We start from the raw sequence: 17,854 nt of genomic DNA on the forward strand, positions 1-17,854 counted from the left end.
TTATATTCCTTGTTTTCTTAAGAGAAATTGCATGACGGCTTCTTTTGAATAATCTATTCCGTGTTCTTCATCTGTGTGCTTTCTAAAATCATCAATAACTGTTTCCATTTCGCCATCAGCTATAAAATCACATTCAAATCCATAATCGTTACACTTGAGTTTTGCCATACTTAGTAGAAAAATTCTCAATATAAAAATCCACAGGTGACTTTTTTCTAGAGATAAGTCAATTTTAAAATCCCAAAAATGAAAATCACTACTAAATTATTTATCCGTATGATTCAAACTTGATTCCAAAACTTCCGTCTGGCTTTTTTTCATGTTCTGTAACAAAACCTTTTGGACCCAAGTATTCAATCACTCCGTCAATTGTCCCTTGATATCCACAAATGTAGATGATGGTATTTTCCGGAGTAAGTTTCTCTCCTACCATTTCTTCCACAGGTGATAATCCTGTTTTTTTATCTGGTTGGAAGAATGATTCCACTCTGCCTACATGACCGTTCCAAGATCTATTGAAAAATTCTTTTGGTCTACTGATTGCAGCTCTGTATCTAAAATTCCATTTGTCTCTTCCTCTCTTTTCGCTTTCCAATTCCAAATCTGTCAATAGTCGTTTGTAGCTTAATTCATCAACATAACTTGCGCCATGAAGAACAATCACTTCTCGTTTATCATTGGTATCGTGAAAATGTTTTGCAAATGCAATGAATGGTGCTAATCCAGTACCTCCACCTACACAAATTACTCTTCTGTTATCCTTTTGTCCATTAGGTAATTTATCACTAATTTGTAATGCAGCTCCTGTTGGTTCTCCAAGTGACACTTCATCACCAACACTTAGATAAAATAATTCAGTAGTTACACGACCTGGAAGTGGTTTTCTAACCCATCTAATTACAAATTCAAAATAATCTCTATTTTCTGCATGGGATGCAATTGAATATGCTCTTCTAACAATTTTTTTTTCTGATGGAATTGGAAGACCTATTGTTAAAAATTGACCCGTTTTGTATTCTGGCATTCCTTTTTCTGGAACTAATCTGATGATTACTAGATCTTCTTTGAGCAACTCCCTATAGACGACCTTTGCTTTCATCTCAGTTACCATACAAGAAGTTTTTTCCTGACTTTGGTTAAATATATTTCTCTTAGTATCTAACTTACAGATCTATTGAAAATCCATGAATGTTAAATAAATTATCAAACTATTCGTCCTTTTTCAATTTTTTTATTCTAAAAATTCAATTGTTGATTTGTGACATTATTTCATCAAGAATTTCTCGATTTGCAGCTGCAATGAAAGAAACTCTTGTCTCATAACTTAGATCAGCATCAAGCGGATTCAAATTTGCATCTAATAGCATCCCGCCAGCTTCTTTAACAATCACATACCCTGCTGCAATATCTTGAATTCTAATTTTATCTCTTAAATCAATAAAAATATCCATTAATCCTCTTGCAAACATTGCCATTTCAAGTGCATTTGCACCAAAATGTCTAGTATGATCATGATTTTTAAAAATTGGATGTAATTTATTCATCAATTCAATAGATGAACCTGATGTGTTAATTCCAATTATTTTGTATATTGGATCTTTTTTCTGAACTTTGATTTGTTCATTATTAAAAAATGCACCTTTATTTTTTGATGCCCAATATGTTTCTCCATTAGAGAGGTTTGTAATCACTCCATCTGTAATCGAACTAAGTTTATCTTCAGTTGCAAAAGCTAATGAACTACAGAAGAATGGAACGCCTCTAACTGCATTTGCAGAACCATCAATTGCATCCATTATAACAAAGCCTTTTGGTTTGTCTGATAATTCAACACGTCCACATTCCTCGCCTAAAACTACACATTCAAAATTAATCTCTTTAAGATAATCTAAAACAGTTTTTTCAGCAATAATGTCTATGTTTCTTGAAACATCTCCGCCGGCTCCAACACCAAAGTCTCCTGCTGCATTTTCTGTTCCTGCAAGTTCTTTTACATTTTCATAAATTTTATTTGAAGCTTCACGAAGAATTTCTATTACTTCCATATTGCCAAATCGTTTGCTCGTAATTTAAGTGAAGAAAATATTTAGTTTGAAAGCATAAATAACAATGAAGAAACTTAACGATTGTGAGTGGCAAAGATCAATCTGTAATTAGCAAGGAAGCTTTGATGAGTACAAAACCCGGAAAACAGATTATCAAACAAGCTTTATTCAAATCTAAAGGTTACAAATTATTTAACAAATACAAAGAAGAAACAGAAAATCAATTTCCAAATTTTGCAGAAAGATTTGCTCAAGGATTACTTCATGAAATAAAATCTGACACAAATCCTAATGCTACTCAGCAAGCATTTGGTAATGAGGTAGGTTCTACTGAAATTATTCTAAATGCATCTGAAATTGAGCCTATAAAATCAAAATTAGAAAGTCTTGAAGTGATGCAAGATAGGGTGAACAGAATTTTGAATTCAAATTTCGTGAAAATGACTTTCCCTGTTTTCAATGGATTATTTGATGCAGCAGCAGAATATTCTGGAAGGAATGATCCTCAATTAAAACAAGACATAGTTGAAGGACATATTCTTGCAATTGATCTAAGTGAACCTATGGATAGAATTGTAGACAAAGACGAAGATTTAGAATTTCTTGATGATTACAAATTAATGAACCCATATATTTTGAAATTGGCTCGAGATAAAATTTCTAAAGGTGGTGAGCAAGTTCTAAAAGAATTTGAAGCAGGATTTGAGGATGCTCGAGTTGGACAATATTTGGATGAAAAATTAAAATCAAAACCAACAGAAATTACTGAAGAAGAGATGACTTTGTCTTACAAAAAATATCGTGCAGTAATGGGGACTGCTGGAAGAAATATGGCTTTAGCAGAAAGACCTTTGGGGGAAATTTTCTATTTGGGTATGGCAAGAGCTGCTGAAGGCGTTGGATGTGGAAATGAAATTGAAGATTCTATCAAAAATGGTTTTGTAAAAATACCTTCTTGGCCCCTTTACTATTCCTTATTGGCAAATGATGTGAAGAAAGGATTTGAAATCACTTTGGAAAAAAGTAATTTGTATTTACAAGATGCAAGACTTACACTCGAATTATTGCCTGATGATTTTTCTCACAAAGAATTTTTAGAATTTTTATTTTTGACCGTGGAACATTATAATCAATATTGGTACAATAAATTAGAAAAAGCCAATAAATGGTCAGAGTATCAATCTAAACTTCCTAAGTGATTACATTGATGTGGTCCGAAAAATACCGACCTCAGATAATTTCTGATATGGTGGGAAATGAAGAAGCAAGAGCGGCAATTATTGAATGGTTTGTTAAATGGAAAAAAGGCACAAAACCATTACTTTTAGTAGGCCCTCCTGGAATTGGAAAAACTACGATAGCATATCTTGTTGCAAAACAATTTGGATATGATATGATTGGACTTAATGCAAGTGATGTTCGAAGTAAATCCAGAATTAATGAAATTCTTATGCCTGTTTTAGGAAATGTAAGTGTTTTAGGAATTCCTATGATATTTGTAGATGAAGTAGATGGAATTCACGGTCGTGGAGACTATGGTGGTGCATCTGCGCTTGTTGATATTCTAAAAGAACCAACTGTTCCAATTGTTCTTGCAGCAAACAGTGACACATCAGATAAAATGAAAAGTATTAAAAAAGTTGTAAAAACAATTCAATTCAAAAAAATTCCTCCTAGGTTATTGAGAGTGTATCTGGAAAATATTTTGAAAAAACAAAGTGCAGAACTAAGTCCTGGCGCATTAATCAAAGTTATTGACAAATCAAAAGGAGATATTCGTTCAATGATTAATCTTACACAGTCTTTAGTAAACGGATTTAATCCCCAAACAGATCAATCTTTTGAAAGTATTAATGTTGAAGATGGAGTAAATGCTTTCTTTAAAGCAAATTCAGTTGAAGAAGCTCGTAGTGTTCTTTATTCTATGCAAATTGATCCCAGAGAAAAAATTAATGCGTTTTATTCTAGTATCATAACTAGTGAATTAGATGCTGATTCACTTGCAAAATATCTAAAAGTAATTTCAAATGCAGATATGCTTTTTGGACGAATTATGAAAACTCAGAATTGGAGATTACTTCGATATCTAAATGATATTTTAATTAAATTATATCAAAATGATGAGCGAATAAGATATGCTCAATACAATTTATCGTGGCCTCTATTAAATCGAATTCGTTGGGATGGGGCAAAAATAAAATCACTATCTCATGTTATGGCAAGAAAATTACATGTGTCTTCTAGTGCTTTTGTAACTTTCTGTTTGCCTTTTGTATTGTATTGTATTAAAAATAAAACTCTCGAATTAGAATTAGAAGAAACGTTTGGTGATATTATTGAAAAGGAGATTGAACTAATACAATGAGTTGGAGAAAAATCCCCATGAAATTTCCTGGAACTTGTATAGTTTGCAATGAGAAAATCCCTGTAAATGAAATTGGTTTGTGGGCAAAAGGCTTGGGCGTTAAACATGAAAAATGTGCTCAAACTAACGAATTGCAATGTATTCTGTGTGGGGCTCCAGCTGGTTGCTCTCAATGTGAATTTCAAGAAATTTGTGATATTCCAAATGTCTCTCAATTTTGTGTCTGTAAGAAATGCAGTGAGAAAAAGGATACTTTTAGCTCTTATCAAAAATCAGTAAATAAGAAATTTCCACTTCTTAACTCCTGAAGTTCTAAAATAAACAATGATCTTTGAATTTTCATAAAAATTCTATATCTTGATATCTCAAATTAAATTAATATAGGAAACCATCATGCTTTAGAATACTGTGCATTCTGAAAAGATTGAAGGGTATACTAAAAAAAATAATACAGCATTACAAGGTGGGGGTCAAGATCGAATTAAGGCTCAACACGATAAAGGCAAATTAACTGCTCGTGAAAGAGTCAATCTCTTATTTGATGAAGGTACTTTTACTGAAATTGATCCGTTAACTACTCATCATTATCACGAATATGACATGCAGAAAAAGAAATTCTTTACAGATGGTGTAATCGGCGGTTATGGAAATGTAGATGGAAGACAGGTCTTTGTCTTTGCTTATGATTTCACTGTACTTGGTGGAACACTAAGTCAAATGGGTGCCAAAAAAATCTGTAAACTAATGGATCATGCACTTCAAACCGGATGCCCAATTATCGGAATTATGGATTCTGGTGGTGCAAGAATTCAAGAAGGAATTATGAGTCTTGATGGATTTGCAGATATCTTTTACCATAATCAATTAGCATCTGGTGTAATTCCACAAATCACTGCAAGTATTGGTCCATCTGCAGGCGGTTCTGTATACTCTCCTGCAATGACTGACTTTGTAATTATGGTAGATAAAGTGGGAACAATGTTTGTCACAGGACCTGATGTGGTCAAGACTGTGTTAGGTGAGGAAATTTCGTTTGATGATCTTGGTGGTGCAATGACACATGGTTCAAAAAGTGGAGTTGCACATTTTGTAGCCCATAATGAATACGAATGTATGGATTATATCAAAAAATTAATTTCATTTTTACCTCAAAATAATACTGAAGCACCACCAAAAATTACTACTGATGATGATCCAAACAGAATGGATCATAACTTGATCAACATAATTCCAGAAAATCCATTACAACCATATGACATGAAAGAAATCATAAACTCAATTATTGACAATCACGAATTCTTTGAAGTTCATGAATTGTTTGCTCCAAACATTGTAGTGGGTTTTGCAAGAATGAATGGCAGGGTAGTAGGAATTGTTGCAAATCAACCAATACATCTTGCAGGAGCACTAGACATTGATTCATCAAACAAAGCAGCTAGATTCATTCGATTCTGTGATGCGTTTAATATTTCCCTTATCACATTAGTGGATACACCTGGATACATGCCAGGTTCTAACCAAGAACACAATGGTATCATTAGACATGGTAGTAAGTTACTTTATGCATACTGTGAAGCCACAGTTCCAAGAATTACCTTAGTTATTGGCAAGGCATATGGTGGAGCATACATTGCAATGGGAAGTAAGAATCTTAGAACTGACATCAATTATGCATGGCCTACTGCTAGATGTGCTGTATTGGGTGGAGAGGCAGCTGTAAAAATTATGTATAGAAAAGATCTTAGTGAAGCAGAAGATGCTGAGGCACTAAAAAAACAATTAATTGATGAATTTTCAGAAAAATTCGAAAACCCTTACGTTGCTGCATCTCATGGAACTGTAGATAATGTAATTGATCCTGCTGAAACAAGGCCTATGTTGATTAAAGCCCTTGATATGCTTGAAAATAAAAGAGTAAAACAACTTCCAAGAAAACACGGGAATATTAATTTGTGATTATATATGATTGAAAAAGTACTCATTGCAAACAGAGGAGAAATTGCTTTACGTGTGATTAGAACGTGCAAGGCACTTGGAATCAAAACAGTCGCTGTTTATTCTGATGAGGATTACAATTCAATGCATGTCAAACAAGCTACTGAAGCATATCATATTGGAGAGGCGGCTCCTGCAAAATCTTATCTTAATCAAGAAAAAATTCTTGAAGTAATGCAAGCATCTGGAGCCGATGCCGTTCATCCAGGATATGGTTTCCTTTCTGAAAATGATGATTTTGCAAATTTATGTGAGAAAAATAAAATTATCTTTATTGGTCCAACTGCAGAATCTATGAATCTTTGTGGAGACAAAATGAAATGTAAAGCTGCAATGCTTAAAGCAGAAGTTCCAACTGTCCCTGGAAGTCCTGGTCTAGTAAAAGATGCAGATGATGCAGAAAAAATTGCAAATGAAATTGGCTATCCTGTTATGTTAAAATCAGTTTATGGTGGTGGGGGTCGTGGAATTAGAATTGTAACTAATGATAAAGAACTACGTGATGGATTTGAATCAGTTACTGCTGAATCTATTTCTGCAGTAGGAAAATCTGCAATTCTTGTAGAAAAATACTTGGAAAAAACAAGACACATTGAATATCAATTTGCTAGAGACACTCATGGTAACACTGTACATATCTTTGAGAGAGAGTGTTCTATTCAAAGACGTAACCAGAAATTAATTGAACAAACTCCTTCACCAATAGTTGATGAAGAAACAAGAGCACGTGTAGGGGAATCTGTTTGTAGGGCTGCTGATGCAGTAGGCTATACCAATTTGGGTACTGCTGAATTTCTAAGGGCTGATAACGGAGACTTTTATTTTATTGAAATCAATGCAAGATTGCAGGTAGAACACCCAATTACAGAATTTGTATCTGGGTTAGACTTGGTCAAATTACAACTAGATATTGCAAATGGAGAAGCAATTCCATTCAAACAAAGTGATCTCAAAATGAATGGATATGCAATAGAGTGCAGAATTAATGCCGAAGACACTTTCTTGGACTTTGCTCCATCGACTGGACCTGTACCTGATGTGACTATTCCTGCAGGACCAAGCGTTAGATGTGATACCTATCTTTATCCTGGATGTACGGTTTCACCATTTTATGATTCACTTATGGCAAAACTCGTTACTTGGGGCCAGACATTTGAAGAGTCTAGAACTAGAATGCTTGCTGCATTAAATGACTTTTACATTCAAGGCGTTGAAACCTCAATACCGCTATACAAAACAATTCTAAATTCTGATGAATACAAAAATGGAGATCTTTCCACAGACTTTCTAAAACGCTATGATATGATCAATAGATTAACTGCAGATCTTAAAAAAGAGAAAGAAGAGAAAAGCGAAGCTGCCGTAGCTGCTGCAATAGTTCACTCTGAATATTTTAAGAGCCGTGTACAAAATAACACTGCAAATAACGCAAATTGGAAATACAAATTGGATTGATGAAAAATGAATTATAAAATACAAGACATTGAAAAATCATTTGAAGGCAGGATAATAGAAAATCTTGGAAACAATGATTATGTAATCAAAATTAATGATAACGAGCATAAATTAAAAATCATTACTATGAATTCTAAAGGAATAGAATTTATTTTAGATCAAAAATATCACAAAGCAAAATATCTTGAACAGTCTACAAATGAAATGAATGTTGTAATTGATAATGTTCCAATTACTATTAATCGTAATACTCATTTTGATGAGATTGTATACAAAAACACCGGTGGTGCAAGCAGTGCTGATGCACAATTAGGTTTAAAAAGTCAAATCCCAGGCAAGGTTGTGTCAATATCTGTTTCAGAAGGAGACTCTGTAAAGAAAGGAGATGTTGTTTGCACTTTGGAATCAATGAAAATGCAAGTTTCTATAAAATCTCACAAAGATGGAGTTGTAAAAACAATCAAAGTTAAAGAAACTGCAACAGTTGCTAAAGGCGACGTTGTTGCAGAAATAGAATAGATTTTTTATTTTAAGAAATTTTTAATCTCTTCATAGTTTGGCTCTTTTAATGGATCTTCTGAAACCCATTTGTAACCAATTTTGCCATCTTCATTAATAATGAAAACAGAACGTTTTGCCGCATTGTAACCTTTAATGTGAAGTAAATCTGGCATCAAAACACCATAATCTCGAATTGTTTTACTGGCATAGTCTGCTAATAATGGAAAATTAAAATTGTTCTTTTCTGCAAATGCCTTGTTTGCAAATGGGCCGTCATTGCTAATTGCAACTACTTTGGCACCCATGTCTGAAATTTCTTTCCAAGAGTCTCTAAATGAACAAAGTTCTACTTCACAGACAGGAGAACTTGCTGCAACTATGAATGATAAGACAATCTTTCCGCCTTTAAATTCCTCTAGTTTCCTCATTTTTAATTCGGTATCTACAAGTTCAAAATCTGGAGCAATATCTCCTACATTTAATGACATGATCGCAGTTTGACGTTATCCTATTAAGTTCTTTTCAAAAAATTCTTTTTTCTAAAATTTGATCCACAAAATGAAACATACCTTTTTATACAAAAATTGGAGTGAAAAGCTAAATTGGTCGGGGAATTAGCGGGCAATTATAGTACCGTTGTATTGATGTTTGGCTTTGCCGTAGTAGCAATGGCTCCAGCTTTAGTTATTTCTAGAATGATTTCTCCTCGCAAAAAAAGCAATCCAGTAAAATTCCTGCCAATGGAATGTGGACAAGTTCCAACTGGTGAGGGTAGAACGCATTTCATGATGCAGTATTACCCGTATATTCTGATGTTTGTAGTCTTTGATGTAATGGCTATCTTCTTGTATGCATGGGGAAGTGCACTTTTGGAAATTCCAAAAATAGCAACTTTGCCGATGATGGGATTTTTAGCAATCATGTTTGGAGCAATGGCTTTTGCATTGTATCAATCCGGGAGAAGAAGAATATGGTAGTTTTTTATACAAATTGTATTTACGAGGGTAGGAGATAAAATTGCTTAAAGATTTAGTAACACCAGAAAATGCAAACGTCTTTGTCGGAAAGTTAGGGGACATTTTAGAAAAAGCAATTGGTAAACCATTAGGTTATGCAATTAATTGGGGTAGAATTTGGTCGCTTTGGCCTGTTCACATTGAAACAGCTTGCTGCAGTGTAGAATTCGGTGCAGCATCAAGTCCTAGATATGATGTTGAAAGATTTGGTATCATTGAAGCATTCGGTTCACTTAGACAATGTGATTTGGTAGTTGTTCAAGGAACGATTACAAGAAAGATGGCACCCCGTCTTAGATTAGTTTATGATCAAATGCCAGAACCCAAGTATGTGATTGCTATGGGAGCTTGTGCAATTACTGGAGGACTATATTTTGATTCATACAATGTACTTCCAGGAATCGATGGAATTATTCCAGTTGATGTCTATGTTCCAGGTTGCCCTCCTAGACCCGAAACTCTAATTCAAGGATGTATGTTATTACAAGAAAAAATCAAGAGAATGAAAGCCAGGAAGTTTGTATAATGAGTACTGAAACTGAAAATCCTCCTGAAGTAGAATCTTCTCCACCTACACCTGCAGCAAAAAAACCTGAAGCAGTACCTGTAGATGTACCTGCATTTGAAAAAAGTATTTCTGATAAAATTGTTGAAAAGTTTGGTGATAAAGTCGAAGTCGGATTTGTAAAAGAAGATAGGGTTAGAATTAACGTTGGTAGAGAAAACGTTCACGATGTTGCTGAATTCATTCGTGATGGACTAAATTATGATCATGTTGAATCTGTTTCAGGTGTAGATTACCCTCAAGATAATGAAATTGAAGTTGTCTATCATATAGGATCCTATGATGATTCTTCATTGGCAAGACAAATTCTAGTTTTAGCTACAAGAGCACAAAGAGAAACAAACCCAATCCCGGGAAATGATGCTACCAGACTCCCAACTCTTAGAGATATATTTTACAGTGTAGAATTTCATGAAAGAGAAGTTTTTGAAATGTTCGGTGTTTTCTTTGAAGGTCATCCAGATAATAGACGATTACTTTTGCCTGAAGATTGGGCAGATTTACCTCCACTTCGAAAGGACTTTACAATAAAGGGAAGATAGAGATGACTTTTACATTACCACCTGGATTGGCACTCCAAAAAGTAGATGAGAGAATAATGACTCTCAATGTCGGACCACAACATCCTGGTTCTGGACACATGAGAATTATTGTACAAATTGACGGTGATTACATCGTAGCATGTGATCCTGATCCTGGATATGTCCATCGTGGAGAAGAAAAGATGGCCGAATATAGAAATTACATTCTAAACATCCCTCACTTGGAAAGACCAGTAATTCATGATTCATGCAATGTATTGTATCCATATGTTTTGGGATCTGAAGAAATACTTGGAATTGAAGTTCCTGAGCGGGCAAAATATGTTAGAGTGATTGCGTCTGAATTAAACCGATGTATCTACATCATGTACTGGCTTGCAATTTATGGAATATTTTTGGGCCATTCTACAATGTTTATGTGGCCGGCAGGAGATCGTGAACTCTTAATTGATCTTATGGAAAAAATGACTGGTGCAAGAGTTACACATGCACATTTTGTTCCAGGTGGAGTTAGAAATGATTTACCGCCAAACTTTGAAGATGTTTGTTTACGCCAAGTTAACTATTTTGAAAAACGTATCAAAGAATATGCTGCAATCTTTTATGATAATCCAATCTTGATTGCCAGAACTCAAGATACTGGTATTCTATCTAGACAAGACGCAATAAGATATGGAACCACTGGTTCTGTACTTCGTGCAAGCGGTGTTGATTATGATCTTAGAGTAAAGGAACCATATGATGTCTATGAAGAATTGGATGTTCATACCAATGTAATGAAGGAAGGTGATTCTTACGCAAGATCCAAAATCCCATGGCTTGACATGTTGGAGAGTTGCAATATTATCAGACAAGCATTACAAAAAATGCCAAAGTCCGGCTCTGTTAGAACTAAACTAAAACCAAATCCAAAAGGTAAGGGACTCGATTCTGTATACAAGCGTGTAGAGTCTGGTAGGGGTTCCTTGGGTTGCTATATTGTATCTGATGGAAAAACAGAACCGTACAGAGTAAAGTTAAGTGTCCCTTCATTTAGAAATCTGATTGCATTACCAAATCTTCTCAAAGGAGAAAAACTAGGTAACATGCCATCCGTTTATTGGAGTCTAAATTATTGGCCAGTGGAGGCAGATCGATAAATGTCGGTTATTGCACCAAATTTCAAACTAAGTGAGTTTGTTAAATCATTACTTGATAACATATTTTGGATTATTCTCATTTTAGTTTTAGTTGGCCTTCCAGCAGCTATGATGATTCTGTTTGTAATTGAGATGCCAGTCATTGATGGTGAGTTACTTACACCATTTCTTGCATTAACTTGGTTGGCAGACCCGTCACGAATTCTACCTGTAGTCAAAGCATTCATGGCAACTGATATCTTTAGGGTAATGGCATTTCCTGGATTTGGTTTTGCAGCATTACTAGCTGCTGGTACAATCTTTGTTGAAAGAAAAATGCTTGCAAAATTACAATTAAGAGTTGGTCCATTTTATTGTGGAAAGTTTGAGGGCATCTTGCAATTAATGGGTGACGGTCTAAAATTAATCTCAAAAGAAATTATTATTCCAGCAAAAGCTGACAAACCAATTTTCTGGGCAGCACCAGTACTCTTTGTAGCTGCGGCTGCAGCATTTGTAGCATTCATTCCTGTTGCGCCTGGTTGGGTAGTTGCAGATGTGGAGATGGGCCTGCTTGGTGTTTTTGCAGTAATTGGATTCTTCCCAATCATTACAATTCTTTCTGCATGGTCTGCAAACAGTAAATTCCCATTCATTGGTGGTATCAGGGCCTTGTTCCAAATGGTTTCATTTGAAATTCCACTAATTCTATCTTTGCTGGGAGTTGTTATGTTAACTGGATCTCTAAATCTATCTGAAATTGCTGCAAGCCAATCTGTCTTCCCATGGATTGTATTTTTACCAGTAGGCGCTATTGTATTTTTCATTACAATGCTTGCAGAATTAGAAAGAATTCCATTTGATTTGCCAGAGGCAGAAAGTGAAATTGTCGCTGGATGGTTGACTGAATTATCTGGAATGATGTATGGCCTAGTCCAATTGGGAACATATCTGAAACTTTATGCATTTGCAGGATTGTTTGTAGTGCTTTTCCTTGGAGGCTGGAACGGTCCGATGGTTGTACCTCCATTCCCAGCAGAACTTCTTGAAGGAGTTGTAATGGGTCCTGTTACCGTAGGACCATTCCCTGGATTGCCATTATTTACACAAGAAATGCTTAATGGTACACTTTGGTTTGTTTTGAAAACTGCCGGCGTCATATTCTTCATATTATTACCAAGAGGTGTATTCCCAAGAATCAGAGTTGACATGCTATTGAATCTTGGATGGACAAAATTAATTGGACTAGCTTTCGTTAACATCTTTATTGCACTTGGCTTGCTTTACGCTGGAGTGCTCGGACCAGGAGGATTACAATAATGGGAACTGCAACTGGTATTATTCGTGCATTAAATTCTGGAATTAAACACATCGCAATGAAGAGATTCACTCTTCGTTATCCTGAGGAGAAACTAAAGTTTGTAGGTGATGGATATCAATTTGATCCATCAACAGGTGTAGGTATTGCAGGATACAAAGGACGTCACATGCTATTTCATGATCACTGTACTGGATGTCAATTATGTTCAATTGCATGTGAAGGTGTCGCAGAAGCTATCGCAATGGTAAAAGTTCCAGAAGAACAAAAACAAAACAAAAAATCAATCATGCCTCAAATTGACTATGGAAAATGTGTTTTCTGTGGTCTGTGTGTTGATGCATGTCCATTTTATGCACTATACATGACTAATGATTATGAATTATCCTCATTTACTAAAGAAGGACTAATCTATACTCCTGCTCAACTGCAGGTAAAACCATACATTGCACAAGACAGTGAAATACAAATTTCTGATAGAGGTGCAACACATGGCTGATGCTGTTTTTCTTGCACTAACTGTAATTACAATCGGTTCTGCAATTGCAGCACTTGAATTAAGATCATTGATTTATGGTTCCATCGCTTTGATGGGAACTTTGGGAGGAGTCGCAGGATTCTTTTTCTTACTTGATGCACCATTTGTTGCATTATTCCAACTAGCAGTATACGTTGGTTCTATTGCTGTTTTGATTTTGTTCACTGTCATGTTGGTAAAAAGAGAATTAATCTTCAAAAAAATTGAAGACAAACGTAGAAAGTTTGCAGGTATTGGTTTGATGCTAATAATTATGGTTTCATTAGGTGCAGTATTCTTGGATTCTGGTATCAAAACAATGACTACTGATGAACCTGCTACTGACTTTAGAGAGATTGGAACTGACTTTGTAACATATTATTGGCCAGCATTAATTTTGCTAGGATTACTTTTAGCAGGATCTGTTACTGGTTCACTAATTTTAGCCAAACGAGAGGACGTGGAGAATGACCAGCGAACTAATTGATTTTACTTTAGTATCGGTAGCTATGCTGGGCATAGGAATCTATGGCCTTGCAGTCAAACGTAATTTTATTCGAATGCTCTTTGCAGTTGAAATTATTATCAATGCCGCAAATCTCAACATTGTTGCATTTGGTAGATTCTTACCACACACTGGTGGTCAAACTATGGCATTATTCTCAATTGCAATTGCTGCAGCAGAAGTGGCAGTTGGATTATCATTGATCATTGTAGCTTATCGCATGTACCAGAATGTCGATATTGCAGACTTTAGGAGCTTGAAGGGATAATGGAGTACGCATTATTACAGGCAGTTTTCTTACCGTTACTTTTATCCCCTGTTGCATACATAATCGGAAGAAAAATGGGCCCAACACCTGCAATGTGGTTTACATTTGCAATTCTGTTGTATACTACAATTCTTGTAATTACTGCAGCACTCTCTGGAACTGTGGAGGAACATTATCCATGGACAGAACAGTTCGGCGAATTTGGTTTCGTATTGGATGGATTGGCATCACCATTTGCAATAATGATTTATGTTCTATCTACAATCTTGGCCATTTACTCAAAGCCATACATGATTCACAAATTCCATGAACAGTTTGAGGAAGAACAGAAAATTAACACATCTGCAAGTGGTCAAACTTCCGTTGTCGAATCCTCGTCTCTTACAAGTTATGTAAATGCTAAATCTGGAATCTACTTTGCACTTTATCTTGTATTTGCAATGGGTATGCTCGGAACAGTCCTTGCAACTAATCTGATTGAATTTTATGTATTCTTTGAGGTTATGCTAATTCCAGGTTTCTTCCTAGTTGCACTTTGGGGTGACGGACCAAGAAGAAAGATTGGTTTAATGTTCTTGTTTTGGACTCATGCTGGTGCAGTAGTTTTACTATTAGGATTTTTAATGATTGGTCTAACTATTGGTAGTTTTGATTTTGCAGACATCAATGAATCAGAAATTCCAAAAGACATTCTCATGTTCTCTGCAGTTGCAATTTCAATAGGCCTTGGTGTAAAACTGGCAGTCTTTATGTTCCACATTTGGCTTCCATATGTTCACGGTTCTGCACCAACACCAATCAGTGCATTATTGTCCCCTGCCATGATCGGAATTGGTGCTTATGGTATTTTCAGATTAATTGTAGAATTTTTGCCTTCAACATTTGCAGATCTTGCAATATGGTTCCATATCTGGGGTCTTGTTACAATGATTTACGGCGGTGCAATGGCACTGATGCAAGACGATTTGAAACGCATGCTTGCATATTCTAGTATTAGTCAGATGGGTTACATCCTATTTGGTATTGGTTCAATATCTGTACTTGGTCTTGCAGGTGCTGAGATGATGTATGTAACACACGCTATTGGCAAAGGCATTCTCTTCATGATGGCTGGAATTATTATTGTCAAAGTCGGAACTAGAAGCATCTCAAAATTAGGTGGATTGGCAGGAAAGATGCCAATCACTGCAGTATGTGCAGTTATTGGTGCATTGACAATAATGGGTGTTCCGCCAACAAGTGGCTTCATGGGAGAATGGATTCTCTTTTTCGGTGCATTAGAGACTGCAATTGAAGAAGGTTCAACACTTAGGGCAGTAACCTTTGGTCTGGGTCTCATCGCAACAGCCCTTACAATGTCTTACATGCTATGGATGTTAAAACGCGTATTCTTTGGAAAAACTCCTGAACATCTCGAACATGTGAAGGAAGGAAGCTGGCACATGACTGTACCTATGATGATATTGGCAGGATTCTCAATTGTAGTTGGTATTTATCCTGATATTTTCTTGAAGACAATAATTCCATACATGAACGGAGTGTTGGGAGTTTAGATTATGGCAACAGAAGCTTTAGGATTACCATTTGAAATTGGAGCAGCAAGTGCCTGGTTAGTTTGGATTCTACCGTTTGCTGCTGCATTAATTATTCCAGGTGTTGGTAAACTATCAAAACATGCAACTGGATATGTTGCAGTAGCATTTGCTTTGATGAGTGCATTATCTGCAGCATCCCTTCTTCCAATGGCTTTGGAGGCTCATGAAATCCATGATCAGATAATGTGGATTGAGGCAATTGGTCTAAAAGCTGGAGTTTTGGCAGATCCGCTTTCAATAATAATGTCAAATGTAGTTGGTTGGATTTCATTCCTCATTATGATTTACAGTACAGGATACATGAAGGGCGATAAAGACATTACAAGATTTTGGTTCTGGATGTTGTTCTTTATTGGTTCAATGCAGTTAATCGTATTATCTGATAATTTACTTCAAGTATTCTTTGGATGGGAAGGTGTAGGATTAGCGTCTTATGCGTTGATCAGCTTTTGGTATCGTGATAAAAAGAAAGATCATGTTGGTGTTGAAGGTAGAACTGTTCTTGGCATGTTAGATTACTATTCACCAACACATGCTGGTATGAAGGCATTCATCATGACCAAAGTTGGAGATGTGATGATGATTGCAGGAATGCTGCTGATATTTTTGTTTGCAGGTACTTTTGGATTTAAAGAATTAATGCATGATACTGATTGGGCAACTAACATGGCTGCTCAGGGACTGCTAGTTCCTGCATTTGTTTTATTATTTGGCGGTGCCATGGGAAAATCAGCACAATTCCCACTAAACGAATGGTTGTTAGAGGCAATGACTGGCCCTACTGCAGTATCTGCATTGATTCACGCAGCAACAATGGTCAAAGCAGGCGTATTCTTGGTGGCAAGAATTGGCCCACTTGTATTTGCTTTAGCTGCTGCAGGAATTATGGCTGATCAATTCTTTGAGATAATTGCCTGGGTTGGTGCAATTACTGCATTGTTACTTGCAACACAAGGCATGGTGAATAACGAAATTAAGAAAGTCCTTGCATATTCTACTGGTTCTCAAATTGGTTATATGATGATGGCATTAGGTATTGCAGGATTGTCTCATCAATATGTCGATGGTTACACTGCAGGATTTTACCACTTGATTTCTCACGCAATGTTCAAGGCTTCATTATTCATGGCAGCAGGTTCTCTATTGCACATTGTTGGCTCTAGATTCATGAGCGATATGGGTGGTTTGAGAAAACAAATGAAGAAAACTTATGTGTTCATGTGGGCTGCAGGTCTTGGTTTAATGGGAGCACCATTTATCACTACAGGTTTCTGGAGTAAGGATGCAATCTTTGCTGCAGTCTATACATCTGGAAATGAGTGGGCAATGCCACTATACCTTATCGCTGTTCTAACTGCTGTTATCACTGCATTTTATACAACAAGAATGATTGGACTAGTCTTCTTTGGAAAGAAGAGCAAACACATCGAAAAGATGGAAGAAGAAGGACATCATATTCATGAAGCACCAATGTCAATGTGGATTCCATATGGAATTCTTGCAGTACTCACTATTGGAATTGGTCTGATTGGGTTATCTGCAGAAGAAGGACTGCATCACTTATTTGTAGAATATCTTGAAGAATCATTTGGTATTCACACTGCACATGTTGCAGATGAAGCATCAATCTTGCCTGAATTCTTGCAAGGTCTTAATCCTGTTGCTTTAGGTTCTTCACTGGTAGCATTTGCTACGGGAATTGGATTGGGTTACATCTTCTATATTGGCAGATGGGTCGATCCTGTGAAATTTGTAAATTCAAATATTGTATTTTATGCCATTCACAAACTTTTCTTAAACAGATGGTATCTTAACGCAATGGTCTACTGGTGCTTTGTTGTAGCCCCTCTATGGCTTGCAAGAGGAATATTCCGATACTTTGAAAAGACCGCTATCGATTATGGAATGAATGCTGGAGTCCAAAAAGCAGTTGGATGGAGTGCCAAAGTCGTTCAAGGAACTCAAACCGGCGTTTCACAATCATATCTATTCGTATTTGGAGCAGGATTACTATTCGTAGTTCTGATATTGTTGATATAGGAGAAATGA

At 36.0% G+C, this 17,854-nt stretch carries 20 protein-coding genes; 16 read left to right on the top strand and 4 right to left on the bottom strand.

Annotation, left to right across the window (positions count from 1 at the left end):
* The 3 genes from ACW9XH_RS07780 to ACW9XH_RS07790 all read right to left on the bottom strand — a co-directional run bounded on the left by ACW9XH_RS07780 (nucleotide 1) and on the right by ACW9XH_RS07790 (nucleotide 2,045).
* Nucleotides 1–168: a DUF1059 domain-containing protein gene (locus ACW9XH_RS07780; protein ID WP_457760091.1), complete on the bottom strand. Its 168-nt coding sequence runs from the start codon at nucleotides 166–168 to the stop codon at nucleotides 1–3.
* Between the two features lie 100 nt (nucleotides 169–268).
* Entirely contained in the window at nucleotides 269–1,111 is an 843-nt protein-coding gene (locus ACW9XH_RS07785; RefSeq protein WP_457760092.1) for an FAD-binding oxidoreductase, read from the bottom strand.
* 133 nt (nucleotides 1,112–1,244) lie between these two features.
* A complete protein-coding gene (locus ACW9XH_RS07790; RefSeq protein ID WP_457760093.1) occupies nucleotides 1,245–2,045 on the bottom strand; it encodes an inositol monophosphatase family protein in 801 nt (266 codons plus the stop codon).
* Between the two features lie 83 nt (nucleotides 2,046–2,128).
* Here ACW9XH_RS07790 and ACW9XH_RS07795 point away from each other — a divergent pair, with 83 nt between their 5' ends.
* The 6 genes from ACW9XH_RS07795 (at nucleotide 2,129) to ACW9XH_RS07820 (ending at nucleotide 8,379) form a co-directional block, all read left to right on the top strand.
* Nucleotides 2,129–3,244 carry a hypothetical protein gene (locus ACW9XH_RS07795; RefSeq protein ID WP_457760094.1) on the top strand — a complete coding sequence of 372 codons (1,116 nt, stop codon included), beginning with the start codon at nucleotides 2,129–2,131 and terminating at the stop codon, nucleotides 3,242–3,244.
* Between the two features lie 8 nt (nucleotides 3,245–3,252).
* The gene (locus ACW9XH_RS07800) at nucleotides 3,253–4,410 is read left to right on the top strand and encodes an AAA family ATPase (RefSeq protein ID WP_457760095.1); all 1,158 of its coding nucleotides are present in this window, start codon (nucleotides 3,253–3,255) and stop codon (nucleotides 4,408–4,410) included.
* Entirely contained in the window at nucleotides 4,407–4,718 is a 312-nt protein-coding gene (locus ACW9XH_RS07805) for a hypothetical protein (RefSeq protein WP_457760096.1), read from the top strand. The genes ACW9XH_RS07800 and ACW9XH_RS07805 overlap by 4 nt, the downstream gene beginning before the upstream one ends.
* 100 nt (nucleotides 4,719–4,818) lie before the next feature.
* The gene (locus tag ACW9XH_RS07810) at nucleotides 4,819–6,366 is read left to right on the top strand and encodes an acyl-CoA carboxylase subunit beta (RefSeq protein ID WP_457760097.1); all 1,548 of its coding nucleotides are present in this window, start codon (nucleotides 4,819–4,821) and stop codon (nucleotides 6,364–6,366) included.
* A 6-nt stretch (nucleotides 6,367–6,372) separates the two neighbouring features.
* On the top strand, nucleotides 6,373–7,860 hold the full coding sequence (locus ACW9XH_RS07815; protein ID WP_457760098.1) for an acetyl-CoA carboxylase biotin carboxylase subunit: 1,488 nt from the start codon (nucleotides 6,373–6,375) through the stop codon (nucleotides 7,858–7,860).
* 6 nt (nucleotides 7,861–7,866) lie between these two features.
* On the top strand, nucleotides 7,867–8,379 hold the full coding sequence (locus ACW9XH_RS07820) for an acetyl-CoA carboxylase biotin carboxyl carrier protein subunit (RefSeq protein ID WP_457760099.1): 513 nt from the start codon (nucleotides 7,867–7,869) through the stop codon (nucleotides 8,377–8,379).
* A gap of 5 nt (nucleotides 8,380–8,384) precedes the next feature.
* Here the strand turns inward: ACW9XH_RS07820 and ACW9XH_RS07825 are convergent, their stop codons facing one another.
* Nucleotides 8,385–8,849 (bottom strand): redoxin domain-containing protein, encoded by a 465-nt coding sequence (locus ACW9XH_RS07825; RefSeq protein WP_457760100.1) that lies wholly within the window; start codon nucleotides 8,847–8,849, stop codon nucleotides 8,385–8,387.
* A gap of 156 nt (nucleotides 8,850–9,005) precedes the next feature.
* Between ACW9XH_RS07825 and ACW9XH_RS07830 the strand changes: the two genes are divergently transcribed.
* The 10 genes from ACW9XH_RS07830 to ACW9XH_RS07875 are packed head-to-tail and all read left to right on the top strand — an operon-like array spanning nucleotide 9,006 to nucleotide 17,845.
* On the top strand, nucleotides 9,006–9,338 hold the full coding sequence (locus tag ACW9XH_RS07830; protein WP_457760236.1) for an NADH-quinone oxidoreductase subunit A: 333 nt from the start codon (nucleotides 9,006–9,008) through the stop codon (nucleotides 9,336–9,338).
* A gap of 40 nt (nucleotides 9,339–9,378) precedes the next feature.
* Nucleotides 9,379–9,903: an NADH-quinone oxidoreductase subunit B gene (locus ACW9XH_RS07835; RefSeq protein WP_457760101.1), complete on the top strand. Its 525-nt coding sequence runs from the start codon at nucleotides 9,379–9,381 to the stop codon at nucleotides 9,901–9,903.
* Entirely contained in the window at nucleotides 9,903–10,484 is a 582-nt protein-coding gene (locus ACW9XH_RS07840; protein ID WP_457760102.1) for an NADH-quinone oxidoreductase subunit C, read from the top strand. Before ACW9XH_RS07835 ends, ACW9XH_RS07840 begins: the two co-directional genes overlap by 1 nt.
* A gap of 2 nt (nucleotides 10,485–10,486) precedes the next feature.
* Nucleotides 10,487–11,623, top strand: a complete 1,137-nt coding sequence (locus ACW9XH_RS07845; RefSeq protein ID WP_457760103.1) for an NADH-quinone oxidoreductase subunit D — start codon at nucleotides 10,487–10,489, stop codon at nucleotides 11,621–11,623.
* Nucleotides 11,624–12,922 carry an NADH-quinone oxidoreductase subunit NuoH gene (gene nuoH / locus ACW9XH_RS07850; protein ID WP_457760104.1) on the top strand — a complete coding sequence of 433 codons (1,299 nt, stop codon included), beginning with the start codon at nucleotides 11,624–11,626 and terminating at the stop codon, nucleotides 12,920–12,922.
* Nucleotides 12,922–13,419 carry a 4Fe-4S binding protein gene (locus ACW9XH_RS07855; protein ID WP_457760105.1) on the top strand — a complete coding sequence of 166 codons (498 nt, stop codon included), beginning with the start codon at nucleotides 12,922–12,924 and terminating at the stop codon, nucleotides 13,417–13,419. Before nuoH ends, ACW9XH_RS07855 begins: the two co-directional genes overlap by 1 nt.
* A complete protein-coding gene (locus tag ACW9XH_RS07860) occupies nucleotides 13,412–13,924 on the top strand; it encodes an NADH-quinone oxidoreductase subunit J family protein (RefSeq protein WP_457760106.1) in 513 nt (170 codons plus the stop codon). Before ACW9XH_RS07855 ends, ACW9XH_RS07860 begins: the two co-directional genes overlap by 8 nt.
* A complete protein-coding gene (gene nuoK / locus ACW9XH_RS07865; protein WP_457760107.1) occupies nucleotides 13,905–14,210 on the top strand; it encodes an NADH-quinone oxidoreductase subunit NuoK in 306 nt (101 codons plus the stop codon). The genes ACW9XH_RS07860 and nuoK overlap by 20 nt, the downstream gene beginning before the upstream one ends.
* Nucleotides 14,210–15,763, top strand: a complete 1,554-nt coding sequence (locus ACW9XH_RS07870; protein ID WP_457760108.1) for a complex I subunit 4 family protein — start codon at nucleotides 14,210–14,212, stop codon at nucleotides 15,761–15,763. The genes nuoK and ACW9XH_RS07870 overlap by 1 nt, the downstream gene beginning before the upstream one ends.
* A gap of 3 nt (nucleotides 15,764–15,766) precedes the next feature.
* The gene (locus ACW9XH_RS07875; protein WP_457760109.1) at nucleotides 15,767–17,845 is read left to right on the top strand and encodes an NADH-quinone oxidoreductase subunit 5 family protein; all 2,079 of its coding nucleotides are present in this window, start codon (nucleotides 15,767–15,769) and stop codon (nucleotides 17,843–17,845) included.
* Nucleotides 17,846–17,854: the final 9 nt, after the last annotated feature.

The sequence above is a fragment of the Candidatus Nitrosopumilus sp. bin_32a genome (assembly GCF_054095935.1).